The following is a 17,531-nucleotide window of genomic DNA, read 5'->3' on the forward strand; positions in this document are numbered from 1 at the left end:
GCAAAGGGAAAAACAGCATTTGAATCAATCGCATCGTACCTGCTTGTCAAGCGAGAACAAAAAGAGTACGAATTGGCCATCGGTTACAACATTGATTGCGTGGCGGCGATAACCTAAAGGGGTGGTTCACATGGCTCAGAATTCTTTGCGACTTGTAGAGGAAAAATCGGTGGATAAAAGCAAGGCGCTGGAAGCGGCACTCTCCCAGATCGAGCGTTCGTTCGGCAAGGGCTCGATCATGAAGCTCGGCTCGAACGACAGCATCGTCGAGATCGAGACCGTATCGACCGGTTCGCTCAGCCTCGACATCGCGCTTGGTATTGGCGGTTTGCCGAAGGGGCGTATCGTTGAAATCTATGGCCCTGAAAGCTCGGGTAAAACGACGCTCGCGCTGCAGACCATTGCCGAGGCCCAGAAGAAGGGCGGCATCTGCGCCTTCGTGGACGCTGAACACGCGCTCGACCCGGTTTATGCCCGCAAGCTCGGCGTCGACCTGCAGAACCTCCTCATTTCTCAGCCGGATACCGGTGAACAGGCGCTCGAAATCACCGATACGCTGGTTCGCTCCGGCGCCGTCGACGTTCTCGTTGTCGACTCGGTTGCGGCGCTGACGCCGCGCGCCGAAATCGAAGGCGACATGGGCGACAGCCTGCCGGGTCTTCAGGCCCGTCTGATGAGCCAGGCACTGCGCAAGCTGACCGCTTCGATTTCCAAGTCGAAGACCATGGTCATCTTCATCAATCAGATCCGTATGAAGATCGGCGTCATGTTCGGTTCGCCGGAAACCACGACCGGTGGTAACGCGCTGAAATTCTACGCCTCCGTTCGCCTCGACATCCGCCGCATCGGCCAGGTCAAGGAACGTGAAGAAGTCGTGGGCAACCAGACGCGCGTCAAAGTCGTCAAGAACAAGATGGCGCCTCCCTTCAAGCAGGTCGAATTCGACATCATGTATGGCGAAGGTGTTTCCAAGACCGGCGAACTGGTCGATCTCGGCGTCAAGGCCGGCATCGTCGAAAAGTCCGGTGCATGGTTCTCCTATAACAGCCAGCGTCTCGGTCAGGGTCGTGAAAACGCCAAAACCTTCCTGCGCGAGAATCCGGAACTGGCGAACGAGATCGAACTGTCTCTGCGCCAGAACGCCGGCCTGATCGCCGACAAGTTCCTTCAGAACGGCGGCCCTGACGCCAATGATGGCGACAGCGACGACAGCTGATAAATCACGGCCTGCTGCGTGGCGGGCTTGCAATGAATGTTGATAAAACCGGCCGCCATCACCCGATGTGCGGCCGGTTTGCTTTTGTGCGGCTGGACAGGGTAGGCCCCTGACGATAAAAGCCGGTGGTTTCTGGTGATTGTGAACCGCCTTGGGGGCGGCAATGAAGGGCGTAGCATGAGCGGCGTGAATGAAATCCGGTCGACCTTCCTCGACTATTTTGGCAAAAACGGCCACGAGATCGTATCGTCGAGCCCGCTGGTTCCGCGCAACGACCCGACGCTGATGTTCACCAATGCTGGCATGGTGCAGTTCAAGAACGTTTTTACCGGTCTTGAAAGCCGTCCTTATTCGCGCGCCACCACCGCGCAGAAATGCGTGCGTGCCGGCGGCAAGCATAACGACCTCGACAATGTCGGTTATACCGCCCGTCACCACACCTTCTTCGAAATGCTCGGCAACTTTTCGTTCGGCGACTATTTCAAGGAAAACGCCATCGAGCTTGCCTGGAACCTGATCACCAAGGAATTCGGCATCGATGCCAAGCGTCTGCTGGTCACCGTCTATCACACAGATGACGAAGCCTTTGGCCTGTGGAAGAAGATCGCCGGCCTGACCGATGACCGCATCATCCGCATTCCGACCAGCGACAATTTCTGGGCGATGGGCGATACCGGTCCCTGCGGTCCGTGCTCGGAAATCTTCTATGACCATGGTGATCATATCTGGGGTGGCCCTCCGGGCTCGCCGGATGAGGATGGTGACCGGTTCATCGAGATCTGGAATCTCGTTTTCATGCAATACGAACAGATCACCAAGGAACAGCGCATCGACCTGCCGCGTCCGTCGATCGACACCGGCATGGGTCTGGAGCGCGTCGCTGCTCTGCTGCAGGGCAAGCACGACAACTATGACATCGACCTGTTCCGCGCGCTGATCGCTGCATCGGAAGAAGCGACCGGCGTCAAGGCCGAGGGTGATCGTCGCGCCAGCCACCGCGTCATTGCCGATCACCTGCGTTCGGCTTCCTTCCTGATCGCCGATGGCGTTCTGCCGTCCAACGAAGGCCGTGGTTACGTCCTGCGCCGCATCATGCGCCGCGCCATGCGCCATGCCGAACTTTTGGGCGCACGCGAGCCGCTGATGTACAAGCTGCTGCCGACGCTGGTTGCCCAGATGGGCCGCGCCTATCCGGAACTGGTTCGCGCCGAGCCGCTGATCTCCGAAACGCTGAAGCTGGAAGAAAACCGTTTCCGCAAGACGCTGGAGCGCGGCCTCAACTTGCTGTCGGACGCCACCAATACGCTCCACAAGGGTGACATGCTGGACGGCGAAACCGCCTTCAAGCTTTACGACACCTATGGTTTCCCGCTCGACCTGACGCAGGACGCACTTCGCGCCCGCGAAATCGGCGTGGATATTGCCGGCTTCACCGATGCCATGGAGCGTCAGAAGGCCGAGGCCCGTTCGCACTGGCAGGGTTCCGGCGACAAGGCCACTGAAACCATCTGGTTCGAACTCAAGGAAAAGCTCGGCGCCACCGAATTCCTCGGCTATGACACCGAGACCGCCGAAGGCGTGGTTCTGGCGATCGTGGCTGACGGAAAGTCGGTCGACACCGCCAAGGCCGGCGACACGGTACAGGTCATCGTCAACCAGACGCCGTTCTATGGCGAATCCGGCGGTCAGATGGGCGATACCGGCGTCATCCGCGGCGAAGGTTTTGCCGTCGAGGTCAGCGACACCCAGAAAAAGGGTGCCGGCCTGTTCGTTCATATCGCTGTCGTCACCGAAGGCGAGATCAAGGTCGGCGAAGCTGTCGCTTTGACCGTCGATCACGCCCGTCGTTCGCGCCTGCGCGCCAACCACTCGGCCACGCACCTTCTGCACGAAGCTCTGCGCGAAGTGCTCGGCACCCACGTCGCCCAGAAGGGCTCGCTGGTGGCACCAGAGCGCCTGCGTTTCGACGTTTCGCATCCGAAGCCGATTTCGGCAGAAGAACTGCAGCGTGTCGAGGATATGGCAAACGCCATCATCCTGCAGACCGCGCCGGTCACCACCCGCCTGATGAGCGTCGATGACGCTATTGCCGAGGGCGCCATGGCGCTGTTCGGTGAAAAATATGGCGATGAAGTGCGCGTCGTATCGATGGGCCGTGGCATTGAAGGTTCGAAGGTCGGCAAGGCATATTCCGTCGAACTTTGCGGCGGCACGCATGTCGGAAATACCGGCGAGATCGGTCTCGTCCGCGTGCTCTCCGATAGCCCGGTTGGTGCAGGCGTCCGTCGTATCGAGGCCGTCACGGCGGAAGGCGCGCGCGCTTATCTGGCCGAGCAGGACGACCGCATGAAGGCGCTCTCCGGCGTTCTGAAGGTGCAGCCGGCAGAGGTTCTCTCCCGCGTCGAAACGCTGGTTGACGAGCGCCGCAAGCTCGAAAAGGAACTGGCGGATGCCAAGCGTCGCCTCGCCATGGGCGGTGGCGGCCAGGGTGACGGCGCTTCCGACATTCGCGATGTTGCCGGCGTCAAGTTCATGGGCAAGACGCTCAACGGCATCGACGCCAAGGATTTGAAGGGTCTGGCGGATGAAGGCAAGGCCACGCTCGGTTCGGGTGTGGTCACGCTGATCGGCGTGTCGGAAGATGGCAAGGCCAGCGCCGTCGTCGCCGTCACCGAAGATCTGGTCGGCCGTTTCAGCGCCGTCGATCTGGTCCGCATTGCTTCTGCCGCGCTCGGCGGCAAGGGTGGCGGCGGTCGCCCGGACATGGCGCAGGCCGGTGGCCCGGATGGCGCCAAGGCCGACGAAGCGCTTGAGGCCGTGGCCGCAGCGCTCGGCGCCTAAGAACAAAGCGGGCCGCAAGGCCCGCTTTTTCGCTTTAAGAGGACTTTTCTGATGGGCGTGAACGCCGAGATAACCGACGAACTGGAACAGGCGACCGAAGGGCTGGCTCCAGCCCTCTTCAGGGATGCGCCGGACTCGGTGTCGTTCAACAAGATGCGCAAGCGTCTGCTGCGGCAGGTGCGCCAGGCGCTCGCCGATTTCGATATGCTGAAGGGCCAGAAGCGTTGGCTGGTCGGCCTGTCCGGCGGCAAGGATTCCTATTCGCTGCTGGCGATCCTGCTCGACCTGCAATGGCGCGGTCTGCTGCCGGTGGAACTGGTTGCCTGCAATCTCGATCAGGGTCAGCCGAACTTTCCCAAACACATCCTGCCGGAATATCTGACCTCGATCGGCGTCAAGCACCGTATCGAATATCGTGACACCTATTCCATCGTGAAGGAGAAGGTGCCGGCCGGCGGCACCTACTGTTCGCTCTGTTCGCGCCTGCGCCGCGGCAATCTGTATCGCGTAGCGCGTGAAGAAGGCTGTGATGCGCTGGTGCTCGGCCATCACCGCGATGACATTCTCGAAACATTCTTCATGAACTTTTTCCATGGCGGTCGCCTTGCTGCCATGCCGGCCAAGCTCTTGAATGACGAGGGCGACGTCATGGTGCTGCGGCCGCTGGCCTATTGCGCCGAGGACGATCTGACGAAATTTTCGACTGCCATGCAATTCCCCATCATCCCCTGCGATCTCTGCGGGTCGCAGGACGGTCTGGAGCGCAATGCGATGAAGGCGATGCTGTCGGGCATCGAACAGCGCATGCCGGGCCGCAAGGACACGATGTTACGGGCGCTGTCGCATGTGAACCCGTCTCATCTGCTCGATACCGGACTTTTCGATTTCAGCAATCTGATGACCGCCGAAAGGAAGTAATCTTGACTGACATGCCCGTTGATATCTCCGCTCTTGCCGATCTTTTGCGCCGTGCCGCCAAGGCCGAAATCCTGCCGCGTTTCCGCCGTCTCGGCAGTGAGGACGTGCGCTCGAAAAGCGAGCCTACCGATCTGGTGACGGAGGCTGATGAAGCCGCCGAGCGGATGATGAAACGGGAGATGGCGGAACTGGCGCCCAACGCGCTGTTCATCGGCGAGGAGTCGGTGGCGGCGGATCCGGCACTGCTGGACAAGCTAAAGGATGCGGAACTGGCGGTGATCGTCGATCCGGTTGATGGCACCTTCAACTTCGCCTCCGGCATTCCCGCCTTCGGTGTCATGGCCTCGGTCGTCTGGAAGGGCGAAACGGTTGCCGGCATCATCTACGATCCGATGGGCGACGACTGGGTGATGGCGGAAAAGGGGGCAGGTGCTTTCCTGCGCCGCCCGGATGGCGATGTGGTTCGCCTGCATGTGTCGGAGACAAAGCCGATCGGTTCGATGATCGGCATGGCTTCCGCCGGTTACTTTTACGGCGAACAACGCGAAAAGGTTCTGGCCAATCTCGCCAAGGTCCGCTTCTTCGCGAACTACCGTTGCGCAGCCCACGAGTACCGCACCTTTGCCGGCGGCCATGTGCAGTTCATGATCTACAACAAGCTGATGCCCTGGGACCATCTGGCCGGTGCGTTGATCGCTACCGAGGCAGGTGGGCATGTCCGCCGTCTGGACGGTTCTGTCTATGAACCACACCAATTCGACGGTGGCTTGCTGGTCGCGACCGATCCTGACAGCTGGCAGGTTTTGCACGACGGGATTTTTGGCGCTGAAATCTGATTGATTGATGGATTTTGACTGAGGCCGAAGATAGGCTTCCCGCAAAAGGGGAGCTTATCAACATGAAAGAATTGTCGCAGGTTTCAATTCGCAGAGCTGGTCCGCCGGATGCCATTTTGGTGCGAGACATCGTGCGCTCCGCTTATGCCAAATGGGTGCCGGTGATTGGGCGCGAGCCCATGCCCATGACGGTCGAGTATGCTGAGGCGATCGCCCGCAATCGCATCGATCTTTTGGAAGCAGGAGGCATGGCTGTTGGCCTGATCGAAACCATCCTGCGCGACGACCATCTTTACGACGACCATCTTTACATCGAAAACATCGCTGTGCGGCCTGAATGTCATGGTCGGGGGTATGGTCGCCATCTTCTGGCGCATGCGGAAGACATTGCATTCTCCGCGGGGCAGGGTGAGATCCGGCTTCTGACCAATGCCGCCTTTGCCGCCAATGTGGTTCTTTACGAGCATTGCGGGTATACCGTTACCCACACGGAACCGTTCATGGGTGGGACGACGCTCTACCTGAAAAAGCGGCTTGAAGGCCGCCTTCAGGAGAGCGCCTGAATATCTCACACCCGCGGGTTATGCGGCTGAAACAGCTTTCCCTTTTCGGCGATCAGCACAAAAATCAATCCGGCAATCGATACGGTGAAGAAGCCAGCTACCATAGGCAGTGCCGTGCCGTTGAACGATTGGCCGATCATCGCGCCAATCGAAGCACCGCCGATCGTGCCCATGAAACCGAGCACAGACGAGGCGGTGCCCGCTACGTGACCGAGCGGCTCCATTGCCAGCGAATTGAAGTTCGAGCCGATCCAGCCGAACTGGAACATCGCCAGCGCAAACAGGGTCAGGAACAGCGCAAATGGCATCGGCTGCGGCCCGAAAATCTGGATCATCAGCCAGACGAAGGTCACTGCGATGAAGCCGAGCAATGAGGCATGCGAAAGCTTGCGCATGCCGAAACGGCCGACCAGTCGGGCATTGAGGAAGGATGACAACGACATGAACACGGCGACGGCTGCAAACGCGACCGGGAACCACACGCCGAGGCCGTAAATCTGATTATAGACCTGTTCGGCGGAATTGATGAAGCCGAACAGTGCGCCGAAGATGAATGTGCTGGCAATCGTGTAGCAGAGCGATACGCGATTGGTCAGCACGATACGGAAACCTGCAATCACCGAGGATACGGTAAAGGGACGCACGTCTTCGGCATGCAGGGTTTCAGGCAGGCGCTTGTACATCCAGAACACCACGGCAAGAGCGCCGACCGCCATGAACACGAAGATCAGGTGCCAGTCGCCGAACAGCAGGATCAACTGACCTGTACCGGGTGCGATGACCGGCACGACCATGAACACCATCATGATCAGCGACATGACTTCCGCCATGGCGCGGCCGCCGTAGACGTCGCGAACGATCGAGATGGTGATGACGCGGGTGGCGGCGGAACCGATGCCCTGGATGAAGCGCAATACCAGCAGCGCCGTGAATGACGGGACGGCGATCAGGCCTACCACTGCAAGCGACGACAAGATGTAGATCGTCAGGCCGACGATGATCGGCTTGCGACGTCCAAAACGGTCGGAGATCGGCCCGTAGAAAAGCTGCGCGAGACCGAAACCGAACAGATAGGCGGAAACCACATACTGTCGGTGGTTTTCGTTGATGACATCAAGCGATGCGCCGATCTGCTGCAGGCCGGGAAGCATGATGTCGATGGCAAGCGCATTGAGAGCCATCAACATGGCCATCAGGGCGATGAATTCGACCTTACCCATGCCCTTGAGGCGATCGGGCGTCGATTGTGCAGGTTTTGTCACAGCGTTTCCTAAACAACGTGAAAGGCGCCGTGGATGCGGCGCCTTTTGATGCATGCAATTCTAAAGCCGGGGCGGCTAAGCCCCGAAAATCAGGCCGCGCGGACGGCGATGCCCTGTTCCTCGAGCTGCGTCTTCAGCTCGCCGGACTGGAACATTTCACGGATGATGTCGCAGCCGCCAAGGAACTCGCCCTTGACGTAGAGCTGCGGAATGGTCGGCCAGTTGGAATAGTCCTTGATGCCCTGGCGCAGGTCGCCATCAGCCAGAACGTTGATACCCTTGTAGTCGAGGCCAAGGTAATCCAGAATTTGGACAACCTGACCGGAGAACCCACACTGTGGAAACTGCGGCGTGCCCTTCATGAAGAGGACCACATCATTGGTCTTGACTTCGTTGTCGATGAAATCGTTGATTCCGCTCATGTCTCAAATCCTTTCACACGCGGGTTCAAGGGCCGCGGTGTTCTGTGTTGTGCCTTAAATAGCAAGCTCCCCGCCGAATTTCCAGCGCAGAAGCGTGTAGATGCATGTAATTTGCAAGGTGGGCAGCGGTTCAGCGGCTGCGTTGCTTGCTGCGGCTCGCCGTTGTGCGGCGGCGACTGGTCTGCTTGCGGGCAGGCTTGGCGGCCTTGCTTGTCGTCTTGCGGGTGAAGCGTCCGGTGGTGGCGGATCGTGTAGCCGCCTTGGCCTGCCGCTTCTTACGCTTCGATGCCGTGCGTCCGTGCGATTTGCCAAGCAGTTCCTTGACGACGCTTTCGACGACACCCGATACGATTTCGTTGATCAAGTTCGCCATGGGATCACTTCGGAGCCGAGGTCTGTAGCGCGAGTGCGTGAAGGACACCGCCCATATTGCCCTGCAATGCCTCATAGACCATCTGGTGCTGCTGCACACGCGACTTGCCGCGGAAGGCCTCGGCCACGACTTCGGCGGCATAATGATCGCCGTCGCCGGCCAGATCACGAATGGTGACGGTTGCGCCGGGGATTCCGGCCTTGATCATGTCCTCGATATCGCCAGGGCGCATGGGCATGCGAGACTATCCTTCATTCTTGGCGGCGACGATGCCGCGACCAGATTAGATTGCCTCAAAGAAAGGCTGCGGTCAAAGTGTCTGAACAGCTTTCCTCAGTCAAAGGAGATGCTTAGCGGCGGTGATTATTCGACGTCTGCAGTCGCTGGAGTAAGGCGCCCGCCATTTCGGAAATGCCATGCCAGATATTCACCCGATAACTGGACTTGAACATCCAGGCGTTGATGAGAAACAACCCCACATAGGCCGTCAGCTCGATCATTTCCTCAAACGCCTGATAGTGCAGGCGTTCGAAAAGTTGTCCGCAAAAAAGCAGGGAGCCCACGAAAATGAGCGGCCATGAAAACGCCGGATGCATCATACGAAGAAGAGCAATCGGGCTGGTTCGAAACATAAGGAATGCCTGCAGGAGCAACAATAAGCCACACGCTGTCGGGACAATCCGATGGGCTTCGCGCGGCACGCATGCCAATGCCAGATCAGGTTTGCAGGATGGTATTTCTCTCAAAAAGAAGACCAGGCAGATCAGCGCTGTTGTCGTAGCCACAAACCTGCCCGCGGGCCGAAGGCGAACAGCGGCCAGTATCGCCACAACGGTGGCAGCGCCGAGCGCTACGAGTTGCAGCGTCTCCAGCATGCCGTTCTCGCCAAATAGCGTGTCATCACCAAAGCCGAAAAGCCGTAACGTCAGGATGACGATCATGAAAAGCGTCAGGCCAGACACGATTGTGTCCAGCACCAGCCGTGGATAGGGCCATGTTTGACGGGGATGAAGCAGAAAATCCTGCAGGTTTTTCAAAATATCTTTGAGCATTACCGACTGCTGAAGCTTTTGCCGATTGTTCAAAACACCAGAGGAGAGAAACGACCGCTCTCATCGGAATTCTTGATTGCACCGGAGAAACAAAAAACGCCGTGACAAGGCTGCCACGGCGTCATCGCTTCAGGTGTACGCCCGGTTTCGTCCGGTTGCAACCTTTGTGAAAGATTTGTGAACGGTTGAGGCGTCTGGCTCCTCAGGCGTTCATGAAATCGGGGAACCAGCCTTCATGTGCGGTACCGAGATCAGCGACAGGCAAGTTGACCAGGTCATCAATGATGAATGCATCACCACCGACCGTACCCAAGGCGCGGAACGGAATGCCCGCACCTTCGGCATTGGCCTGCAGGAAGTTGGCGAGGTCCGCCGGCACGGCGAGAACGTAACGCGCCTGGTCTTCACCGAAAAGCAACGCGTGCGGCAGACCGCGGCTGTCCTTCAGGCTGACGTTCAGACCCTTGCCAGAGGACATGGCCATTTCAGCCAGCGCCAGAGCAAGGCCGCCCGAAGAAATGTCGTGGCAGGCGGTGACCTGACCGTTGCGGATCGCCGAGCGGACGAAATCGCCATGGCGTCGTTCGGCGGTCAGATCGACTTCTGGCGCCGGGCCTTCGGTGGAGCCGAGAATGTCGCGCAGATAGATGGACGAGCCGAGATGGCTGCCGTCAACGCCGATCATGATCAGCTTGTCGCCGTCATTGGCGGTGCCGATCTTGGCCATCTTCGACCAGTCAGGCAGCAGGCCCACGCCGGCAATGGTCGGGGTCGGCAGGATAGCGACGCCGTTGGTCTCGTTATAGAGCGAGACGTTGCCGGAAACGATCGGGAAGTCGAGCGCCTTGCAGGCTTCACCGATGCCCTTGATGGCGCCGACCAACTGGCCCATGATTTCCGGCTTTTCCGGATTGCCGAAATTGAGGTTGTCAGTGGCCGCCAGCGGCTCGGCGCCGGTGGCGGTAATGTTGCGCCAGCATTCGGCTACCGCCTGCTTGCCGCCTTCGAACGGGTCGGCCTCGACATAGCGAGGAGTTACGTCGGAGGAAAATGCGAGTGCCTTCGTGGCATGGCCTTCGACGCGCACGACGCCGGCGTCACCGCCCGGATGCTGCAACGAATTGCCCTGAATGAACGTGTCATACTGCTCGTAGACCCAGCGGCGGCTGGACTGGTTCGGCGAGCCAACCAGCTTGATCAGTGCGTCGTTATAGTCGACGGGTGCCTTAACCTCGGAGGCGGGCAGGGCGGCGCGGCGAGCAGGCTCCACCCACGGGCGATCATATTCCGGAGCCTCGTCTCCGAGTTCCTTGATCGGCAGGTTGGCGACTTCCTCACCCTGATGGATGACGCGGAAACGCAGGTCGTCGGTGGTCTTGCCGACGATGGCGAAATCCAGCCCCCACTTGACGAAGATCGCCTTGGCGACCTCTTCCTTGGAGGGTTCGAGAACCATGAGCATGCGCTCCTGGCTTTCCGACAGCATCATTTCATAGGCCGTCATGCGGTCTTCGCGCACCGGAACCGTGTCGAGCAGCAGTTCGATACCAAGGCCGCCCTTGGCGCCCATTTCAACGGCCGAGCAGGTTAGGCCGGCTGCACCCATGTCCTGGATCGCGATGACCGCGCCGGTCTGCATCAGTTCGAGGCAGGCTTCCAGCAGGCACTTTTCTGTGAAGGGGTCGCCGACCTGAACGGTCGGGCGCTTTTCCTCGATCGATTCGTCGAATTCGGCAGATGCCATGGTCGCACCGCCAACGCCGTCTCGACCCGTCTTTGCACCCAGATAAACGACCGGAAGACCAACACCCTTGGCTTCGGACAGGAAGATGCCGTCAGCCTTGGCAAGACCGGCTGCAAAGGCGTTGACGAGGATGTTGCCGTTATAGCGTTCGTCGAACTCGACTTCGCCACCGACCGTCGGAACGCCGAAGGAGTTGCCGTAACCACCAACGCCGGCAACGACGCCGGAAACGAGGTGCTTTGTCTTCGGATGATCCGGGGCACCGAAGCGCAGGGCGTTCATGGCCGCGATCGGACGCGCGCCCATGGTGAATACGTCACGCAGAATGCCACCGACGCCGGTCGCCGCACCCTGATAGGGCTCGATGTAAGACGGGTGGTTGTGGCTTTCCATCTTGAAGACCACGACATCGCCATCATCGATATCGACGACACCGGCGTTTTCACCCGGACCCTGAACGACGCGCGGACCCTTGGTGGGCAGAGTGCGCAGCCATTTCTTGGAAGACTTGTAGGAGCAGTGCTCGTTCCACATGGCGGAGAAAATGCCGAGCTCGGTAAAGGTCGGCTCGCGACCGATAAGGTCGAGGATCCGCTGATATTCGTCGGCCTTCAGGCCGTGGGATGCGATGAGTTCAGGCGTGATCGGGCGGCTGTTCGAAATCGTCATGGTCTTCCCTGATGGCGAGGGGCTCTGAATTTGGGGTCTCTTTAGCGTAGATACGAAAAAGGCGCGACAGGAAAATACCTGTCACGCCCCATATCCCACTGTGATGCGCCACATTCGGCGCAGCATGATAGATCAGAACTTGTAGCCGACCAGAACGCCGGCGCGGGTCAGGCCATTATTCGGCTCGCCACAGAGGTTGGCGTGGCTGGAATGCTCGATCTGGCCAACGATACGCCATTTCGGATCGAGATTGACGCCGACGGCAGCATATTCATGAAACAGCGTGTGGCAGCCGAGTTTCGGGCCGCGCGTACCATCAAGTTCCAGATCGCCATTGTTGAGCGACCCACCGAAGCCGGCTTCGAGGAAGAGGAAATCGGTGATGTTGGCCGTCCAGGAAAAGCCAGCATAGATCTGGGAGGCTTCGCCGGCCGTCGCAACGTCTGCACCGACGTGAACACGTGGACGCACCAGCTTTTCAAAGCCCTGTGCTTCGTCATGGTTCCAGGGATCGAAGAACACCATGCCGGTGACGAACGAGCCTCTTTCGTCATTGGTCGGGGTCTTGTCGGCAGCAACCAGTGCGCCAAAACGGATTTCGTCAAAGATAGGCTTCGACGTGGTTTCCATATCCGCGCCGAACGAGGCACTTGCGGAGATTAGCAAGGCGCCGGCGGCTGCGATGAGGGACAGGGTGGATTTCGACACTGCAGCTGTATTCATCGCTTGGCTTGCACCCTTGTAGGAGCGCGCGATGCGGCACGCTCTCTTGTTAACATGCGAACCATAGGCCGCGAAAATGTGATCGCGCAACTGAAAAGAAGGCGACATTGTGCGACTTGTGAAAATGGTGTGGCAGTGTTGCAGGATCAGGACGTTTTACGCGGAGTTATACCGGAAAACCTTGATATGAAGCGAGAGAACGCTGGCTAAGACGTGCCGGTTTAGGGCGTAAAGGCAGAGCTTTAACGTGATTCGTATTTTGCAGGTGGTCAGCAGCCGGTACCGCCGGCGGCCCAGCGCAGCACGTCTGATTTGATTCGACCGCCTGCAGGTCCATCCATGAGCGGACCAAATGCGTCGAGACGAGCAGGGCTGCCTTCTGCCTGCACGACCAGCAACGGACGTGATTCAGGGCTGTGGCGCGGGACTGCGAGAATACGTGGACGACCGGAGAAGGAGTTCAATTCCGGCGCCAGACGGTAATCACGGAAGGCCGGGTCATTGGACTTGAACCAGCACGTATTGGCCGCAACCGCTACGCGTTCCATGGTCGGAAGCGCCGCGCGCTGTGGCGAAACCGCTGGCTTCTTTTCCGACTGGCAGCCGGCGAGAAGTGCCAAGGTTGCAAGGAGAATGCCGGAAGCGGCATAGGTGCGAAGGCGCATGCTGGTACTCCCGGCAGGTTTGATCGATCAGGCGGCGATGACGTCGAGGGCGGAAGCGAAGATTCCGCGACCGTCCTTGCCGCCATGAGCATGCTCGATCAGGTTTTCCGGGTGTGGCATCATACCGAGAACGTTGCCGCGGGCATTGATGATGCCGGCAATGTCGTTCAGCGACCCATTTGGATTGGTACCTTCGGCATATTTGAAGATCACCTGGCCATTGCCTTCGAGGCTTTTCAGCGTTTCGGCATCGGCAAAGTAGTTGCCGTCATGGTGGGCGACCGGGCAGCGGATGACCTGACCCTGTTCATAGGTGCGGGTGAAGTCGGTGTCGGCATTGACGATTTCGAGCTTCACTTCCTTGGACACGAAGAGCAGCGAGGAGTTGCGCATCAAAGCACCCGGCAGAAGCTGGGCTTCAACGAGGATCTGGAAACCGTTGCAGACGCCCAGAACCTTCACGCCCTTTTCGGCCTTTTCGCGGATCGCCTGCATGACCGGCATGCGGGCGGCAATGGCGCCACAACGCAGGTAGTCACCGTAGGAGAAGCCGCCGGGAATGACGATCAGGTCGATGTCATCGGCGATTTCGGTTTCCGTCTGCCAGATGGTGACAGGCTCATGACCGGAAATCTTGGTGAGAGCGGCGATCATGTCGCGGTCGCGATTGAGGCCGGGAAGCTGGACGACGGCGGACTTCATGGGTGTGGTTCAAACCTTGCCTGGGCCTCTGAGAGCTCACGCAACTCGAGGCGGGTTTCGATACGGTCGAGGCGCATTTCATGGCGTGACAGAGTCGAGTAGATGTTATGGATCTCCTGGTGCATCGACACCATGGTTCCACGAATCGCATTCATCTCGGATCGAAGCTCGCCCAAAGACAAGTCCACCTTATCGAACCTCGCATTAAGCTTCTTCAGAAGCTCGTACATCAATTCGTTCGTGACTTAGCTCATGCGAGCCTCCGCAACCGTCAGTCGATTGCGATAGTATAGTTCTCGATCACCGTATTTGCCAGAAGCTTGTCGCACATGGCCTTGAGGTCGGCTTCGGCCTTGGCCTTGTCGCCTTCCAGTTCCAGATCAAAAACCTTGCCCTGACGGACCTGGCCGACGCCGGAAAAGCCGAGACTGCCGAGAGCGCCTTCGATGGCCTTGCCCTGCGGATCGAGAACACCGTTCTTCAATGTGACGGTTACCCGTGCCTTGATCACTTGATCGCTCCTGATTGCTTACTGGACCAGAACCGGGCCGGTGCCGCGGATCGGTTCGTTTTCGTTGATGATGCCGAGGCGGCGGGCCACTTCGGAATAGGCTTCGACCAGACCGCCGAGATCCTGACGGAAACGGTCCTTGTCCATCTTTTCACGGGTTTCGATATCCCACAGACGGCAGCTGTCCGGCGAAATTTCGTCAGCCAGGATGATGCGCATCATGTCGCCTTCAAACAGGCGGCCGCATTCGATCTTGAAATCGACGAGCTGGATGCCGACGCCGAGGAAGAGGCCGGACAGGAAGTCGTTGACACGGATGGCAAGAGCCATCACGTCGTCCAGTTCAGCAGGGTTGGCCCAGCCGAAAGCGGTGATGTGCTCTTCCGACACCATCGGATCGGCAAGCTGGTCCGACTTGTAATAGAACTCGATGATCGAGCGCGGCAGGACCGTGCCTTCCTCGATACCGAGGCGGGTGGCGAGCGAACCGGCGGCGACATTGCGCACGACGATCTCGAGCGGGATCATCTCGACTTCCTTGATCAACTGCTCGCGCATGTTGAGGCGGCGGATGAAATGGGTCGGAATGCCGATCTTGTTGAGATGCGTGAACAGGTATTCGGAAATACGGTTGTTCAGCACGCCCTTGCCGTCGATGACATCATGCTTCTTCTTGTTGAAGGCGGTGGCATCATCCTTGAAGAACTGGATCAGTGTGCCAGGTTCGGGGCCTTCATACAGGATCTTGGCCTTGCCTTCGTAGATACGGCGGCGACGGTTCATTCGATTTGTCTCATTGTTGGCGCGCTCTCGTGGGCGCGATGGAAACTCTTGAAGCGGTCCCTTAACGGAAAAGTACGGCTTTCACAATGCGGGCCGGAAACTTCTCAACCGTAGCGGATCGCTTGTACGAATGGACGAATGCATTTGCCTTTCACGCCTATGACGATGTCGTCCGACATCATCAGGCAGTTGTCTTGCGTGGCGCTTGCCGCGTTGCACGAGAGCTAGAACCCGAATTGCGACGGTAATTCGACGGATCGCAGGTTCAGCTTCGCAAACCCGAGGCTCATTTCCGCCGATCAGGCGTCTGGTGCCTTCAGCTTGGCGAGAAACTGCGCGAACACCATCGTGCCTTCCGGCCATGGGCCATGGCCCGACTCGGCATTGATGTGGCCGGACTCGCCGGCATCAACGAGCAGCGAGCCCCAGGCGTTGGCGATATCGTCGGCGTGCTCATACGAACCGAAGGGATCGTTACGGCTGGCGATCGTCAATGCCGGAAATGGCAGTGGGTCACGCGGATACGGTCCGAAAGTCATCAGATGTTTTGGCCGGATCGACGAATTGGCGACATCAGGCGGTGCAACGAAGAAGGCACCGGCAACAGGCTTTTCGAAGTGCGGAATGGCATGGATTGCGGTCGCAACCCCAAGTGAATGGGCAACCAGCACAACCGGCTTGGTCGAGGCATTGACCTCTTCCACCAGCCGCTTAACCCAGTCTTCCTTTACAGGTTTTGCCCATTCTGCCTGCTCGACACGGCGTGCGGAGGCGAGTTTCTGCTCCCAGCGGGTCTGCCAGTGGGTCGGGCCGGAATTGGTGTAGCCGGGAACGATGAGGATTTCTGCGTCTGAAGCTTTCATGCCGCTTATCTGTGTTCTGTCATAGACGAGATCAACCCTCGGCGTACCGAGGGTTGATCTGTTTCAATGCAAGGCTCACGCTTCGCCGAAAACGCGGCGGAAGATCGTGTCGACATGCTTGGTGTGGTAACCGAGGTCGAATTTTTCGCGGATATCGCTTTCCGAAAGGGCGGCACGCACTTCCGCGTCGGCCAGCAGTTCTTCCAAAAAGTCCTTGCCCTGTTCCCAGACCTTCATGGCATTGCGCTGCACGAGGCGATAGGCGTCCTCACGGGACGTGCCGGCCTGCGTCAGCGCCAGCAGCACGCGCTGCGAATGCACGAGGCCACGGAACTTGTTCATGTTCTTGAGCATGTTGTCCGGATAGATGACAAGCTTTTCGATGACGCCGGCCAGACGGTTCAGCGCGAAATCCAGTGTCACGGTCGTGTCCGGGCCGATGGCGCGCTCGACGCTGGAATGGCTGATGTCGCGCTCATGCCAGAGAGCAACGTTTTCCATCGCCGGTACGACCGACATGCGCACCAGACGTGCGAGACCGGTGAGGTTTTCGGTCAGAACCGGGTTGCGCTTGTGCGGCATGGCCGACGAACCCTTCTGGCCGGGAGAGAAAAACTCTTCCGCTTCCAGAACCTCGGTGCGCTGCATGTGGCGGATTTCGATCGCGACGTTTTCGATCGACGAGGCGATGACGCCAAGCGTGGCAAAATACATGGCATGACGGTCACGCGGGATAACCTGCGTCGAGACCGGCTCGGCGATGAGGCCGAGCTGCTCGCAGACATATTCCTCGACGGTCGGGTCGATATTCGCAAACGTGCCGACGGCACCCGAGATCGCGCCGGTGGCGATTTCGGCACGGGCGGCGACGAGGCGGCTACGGTTGCGGTCCATTTCGGCGTAGAAGCGGGCAAGCGTCAGGCCCATCGTGGTAGGCTCGGCATGAATGCCGTGGCTGCGGCCGATGCGCACCGTGTCCTTGTGTTCGAAGGCGCGGGTTTTGAGGGCCGCCAGAACGCGGTCGACGCCGGCCAGCAGGATGTCGGTTGCGCGCACCAGCTGGATGTTCAGCGTGGTGTCGAGAACGTCCGACGAGGTCATGCCCTGATGGACGAAACGGCTGTCGGGGCCGATGAATTCGGCCAGATGCGTCAGGAAGGCGATGACGTCATGCTTGGTGACGGCTTCGATCTCGTCGATGCGCGCGACGTCGAAAACGGCGGCATTGCCTTTTTCCCAGATCGTGTCCGCAGCCGATTTCGGAATGACGCCGAGTGTGGCAAGCGCGGTGCAGGCATGTGCCTCGATTTCAAACCAGATGCGAAACTTGGTTTCCGGCGACCAGATGGCGACCATTTCGGGGCGCGAATAACGAGGGATCATGGGCT

General features: G+C 59.0%; 19 protein-coding genes. 5 read left to right on the forward strand and 14 right to left on the reverse strand.

What is annotated here, in order from left to right:
• Positions 1 to 130: 130 nt before the first annotated feature.
• The 5 genes from recA (at position 131) to GAO09_RS15040 (ending at position 6,374) form a co-directional block, all read left to right on the forward strand.
• Complete coding sequence (gene recA, locus GAO09_RS15020) at positions 131 to 1,216, forward strand: recombinase RecA (protein ID WP_153354803.1); 1,086 nt, start codon at positions 131 to 133, stop codon at positions 1,214 to 1,216.
• Positions 1,217 to 1,393: 177 nt separating this feature from the next.
• Positions 1,394 to 4,057 carry an alanine--tRNA ligase gene (gene alaS, locus GAO09_RS15025; RefSeq protein WP_153354804.1) on the forward strand — a complete coding sequence of 888 codons (2,664 nt, stop codon included), beginning with the start codon at positions 1,394 to 1,396 and terminating at the stop codon, positions 4,055 to 4,057.
• A gap of 51 nt (positions 4,058 to 4,108) precedes the next feature.
• Positions 4,109 to 4,975: a tRNA 2-thiocytidine(32) synthetase TtcA gene (gene ttcA / locus GAO09_RS15030; RefSeq protein ID WP_153354805.1), complete on the forward strand. Its 867-nt coding sequence runs from the start codon at positions 4,109 to 4,111 to the stop codon at positions 4,973 to 4,975.
• An 11-nt stretch (positions 4,976 to 4,986) separates the two neighbouring features.
• Positions 4,987 to 5,811 (forward strand): inositol monophosphatase family protein, encoded by an 825-nt coding sequence (locus tag GAO09_RS15035; protein WP_153354882.1) that lies wholly within the window; start codon positions 4,987 to 4,989, stop codon positions 5,809 to 5,811.
• Positions 5,812 to 5,873: 62 nt separating this feature from the next.
• Positions 5,874 to 6,374, forward strand: a complete 501-nt coding sequence (locus GAO09_RS15040) for a GNAT family N-acetyltransferase (protein ID WP_153354806.1) — start codon at positions 5,874 to 5,876, stop codon at positions 6,372 to 6,374.
• A 5-nt stretch (positions 6,375 to 6,379) separates the two neighbouring features.
• On the opposite strand, the gene GAO09_RS15045 is transcribed toward GAO09_RS15040, so the two are convergent.
• The 14 genes from GAO09_RS15045 to purB all read right to left on the reverse strand — a co-directional run bounded on the left by GAO09_RS15045 (position 6,380) and on the right by purB (position 17,526).
• Positions 6,380 to 7,594, reverse strand: coding sequence for a multidrug effflux MFS transporter (locus tag GAO09_RS15045; RefSeq protein WP_153354883.1), 1,215 nt, complete (start codon positions 7,592 to 7,594; stop codon positions 6,380 to 6,382).
• A 131-nt stretch (positions 7,595 to 7,725) separates the two neighbouring features.
• A complete protein-coding gene (gene grxD, locus GAO09_RS15050) occupies positions 7,726 to 8,058 on the reverse strand; it encodes a Grx4 family monothiol glutaredoxin (protein ID WP_153354807.1) in 333 nt (110 codons plus the stop codon).
• Positions 8,059 to 8,188: 130 nt separating this feature from the next.
• Positions 8,189 to 8,431 (reverse strand): hypothetical protein, encoded by a 243-nt coding sequence (locus tag GAO09_RS15055; protein ID WP_153354808.1) that lies wholly within the window; start codon positions 8,429 to 8,431, stop codon positions 8,189 to 8,191.
• A 4-nt stretch (positions 8,432 to 8,435) separates the two neighbouring features.
• Positions 8,436 to 8,669 (reverse strand): BolA/IbaG family iron-sulfur metabolism protein, encoded by a 234-nt coding sequence (locus tag GAO09_RS15060; protein WP_153354809.1) that lies wholly within the window; start codon positions 8,667 to 8,669, stop codon positions 8,436 to 8,438.
• Positions 8,670 to 8,781: 112 nt separating this feature from the next.
• A complete protein-coding gene (locus tag GAO09_RS15065) occupies positions 8,782 to 9,483 on the reverse strand; it encodes a hypothetical protein (RefSeq protein ID WP_153354810.1) in 702 nt (233 codons plus the stop codon).
• A gap of 202 nt (positions 9,484 to 9,685) precedes the next feature.
• On the reverse strand, positions 9,686 to 11,896 hold the full coding sequence (gene purL / locus GAO09_RS15070) for a phosphoribosylformylglycinamidine synthase subunit PurL (RefSeq protein WP_153354811.1): 2,211 nt from the start codon (positions 11,894 to 11,896) through the stop codon (positions 9,686 to 9,688).
• A 132-nt stretch (positions 11,897 to 12,028) separates the two neighbouring features.
• Entirely contained in the window at positions 12,029 to 12,619 is a 591-nt protein-coding gene (locus tag GAO09_RS15075) for an acyloxyacyl hydrolase (RefSeq protein ID WP_235938163.1), read from the reverse strand.
• 269 nt (positions 12,620 to 12,888) lie between these two features.
• Positions 12,889 to 13,284, reverse strand: coding sequence for a hypothetical protein (locus tag GAO09_RS15080; RefSeq protein ID WP_153354812.1), 396 nt, complete (start codon positions 13,282 to 13,284; stop codon positions 12,889 to 12,891).
• Positions 13,285 to 13,311: 27 nt separating this feature from the next.
• The gene (purQ, locus tag GAO09_RS15085; protein WP_153354813.1) at positions 13,312 to 13,986 is read right to left on the reverse strand and encodes a phosphoribosylformylglycinamidine synthase subunit PurQ; all 675 of its coding nucleotides are present in this window, start codon (positions 13,984 to 13,986) and stop codon (positions 13,312 to 13,314) included.
• On the reverse strand, positions 13,983 to 14,216 hold the full coding sequence (locus tag GAO09_RS15090) for a hypothetical protein (protein WP_235938165.1): 234 nt from the start codon (positions 14,214 to 14,216) through the stop codon (positions 13,983 to 13,985). The genes purQ and GAO09_RS15090 overlap by 4 nt, the downstream gene beginning before the upstream one ends.
• A gap of 41 nt (positions 14,217 to 14,257) precedes the next feature.
• Complete coding sequence (gene purS / locus GAO09_RS15095; RefSeq protein WP_112733336.1) at positions 14,258 to 14,497, reverse strand: phosphoribosylformylglycinamidine synthase subunit PurS; 240 nt, start codon at positions 14,495 to 14,497, stop codon at positions 14,258 to 14,260.
• Between the two features lie 18 nt (positions 14,498 to 14,515).
• Complete coding sequence (gene purC / locus GAO09_RS15100; protein ID WP_153354814.1) at positions 14,516 to 15,280, reverse strand: phosphoribosylaminoimidazolesuccinocarboxamide synthase; 765 nt, start codon at positions 15,278 to 15,280, stop codon at positions 14,516 to 14,518.
• Between the two features lie 299 nt (positions 15,281 to 15,579).
• Positions 15,580 to 16,143, reverse strand: coding sequence for an RBBP9/YdeN family alpha/beta hydrolase (locus GAO09_RS15105; protein WP_153354815.1), 564 nt, complete (start codon positions 16,141 to 16,143; stop codon positions 15,580 to 15,582).
• A gap of 75 nt (positions 16,144 to 16,218) precedes the next feature.
• On the reverse strand, positions 16,219 to 17,526 hold the full coding sequence (purB, locus tag GAO09_RS15110; RefSeq protein ID WP_153354816.1) for an adenylosuccinate lyase: 1,308 nt from the start codon (positions 17,524 to 17,526) through the stop codon (positions 16,219 to 16,221).
• Between the last annotated feature and the right edge of the window lie 5 nt (positions 17,527 to 17,531).

It is taken from the genome of Endobacterium cereale, assembly GCF_009617585.1.
In the GTDB taxonomy this organism is placed as follows: Bacteria; Pseudomonadota; Alphaproteobacteria; order Rhizobiales; family Rhizobiaceae; genus Neorhizobium; species Neorhizobium cereale.

Coding starts and splice junctions, on each gene's coding strand:
- recA (WP_153354803.1), top strand. CDS start 131: ATGGCTCAGAATTCTTTGCGACTTGTAGAGGAAAAATCGGTGGATAAA.
- alaS (WP_153354804.1), top strand. CDS start 1,394: ATGAGCGGCGTGAATGAAATCCGGTCGACCTTCCTCGACTATTTTGGC.
- ttcA (WP_153354805.1), top strand. CDS start 4,109: ATGGGCGTGAACGCCGAGATAACCGACGAACTGGAACAGGCGACCGAA.
- GAO09_RS15035 (WP_153354882.1), top strand. CDS start 4,987: ATGCCCGTTGATATCTCCGCTCTTGCCGATCTTTTGCGCCGTGCCGCC.
- GAO09_RS15040 (WP_153354806.1), top strand. CDS start 5,874: ATGAAAGAATTGTCGCAGGTTTCAATTCGCAGAGCTGGTCCGCCGGAT.
- GAO09_RS15045 (WP_153354883.1), bottom strand. CDS start 7,594: ATGGGTAAGGTCGAATTCATCGCCCTGATGGCCATGTTGATGGCTCTC.
- grxD (WP_153354807.1), bottom strand. CDS start 8,058: ATGAGCGGAATCAACGATTTCATCGACAACGAAGTCAAGACCAATGAT.
- GAO09_RS15055 (WP_153354808.1), bottom strand. CDS start 8,431: ATGGCGAACTTGATCAACGAAATCGTATCGGGTGTCGTCGAAAGCGTC.
- GAO09_RS15060 (WP_153354809.1), bottom strand. CDS start 8,669: ATGCCCATGCGCCCTGGCGATATCGAGGACATGATCAAGGCCGGAATC.
- GAO09_RS15065 (WP_153354810.1), bottom strand. CDS start 9,483: ATGCTCAAAGATATTTTGAAAAACCTGCAGGATTTTCTGCTTCATCCC.
- purL (WP_153354811.1), bottom strand. CDS start 11,896: ATGACGATTTCGAACAGCCGCCCGATCACGCCTGAACTCATCGCATCC.
- GAO09_RS15075 (WP_235938163.1), bottom strand. CDS start 12,619: ATGAATACAGCTGCAGTGTCGAAATCCACCCTGTCCCTCATCGCAGCC.
- GAO09_RS15080 (WP_153354812.1), bottom strand. CDS start 13,284: ATGCGCCTTCGCACCTATGCCGCTTCCGGCATTCTCCTTGCAACCTTG.
- purQ (WP_153354813.1), bottom strand. CDS start 13,986: ATGAAGTCCGCCGTCGTCCAGCTTCCCGGCCTCAATCGCGACCGCGAC.
- GAO09_RS15090 (WP_235938165.1), bottom strand. CDS start 14,216: ATGTACGAGCTTCTGAAGAAGCTTAATGCGAGGTTCGATAAGGTGGAC.
- purC (WP_153354814.1), bottom strand. CDS start 15,280: ATGAACCGTCGCCGCCGTATCTACGAAGGCAAGGCCAAGATCCTGTAT.
- GAO09_RS15105 (WP_153354815.1), bottom strand. CDS start 16,143: ATGAAAGCTTCAGACGCAGAAATCCTCATCGTTCCCGGCTACACCAAT.
- purB (WP_153354816.1), bottom strand. CDS start 17,526: ATGATCCCTCGTTATTCGCGCCCCGAAATGGTCGCCATCTGGTCGCCG.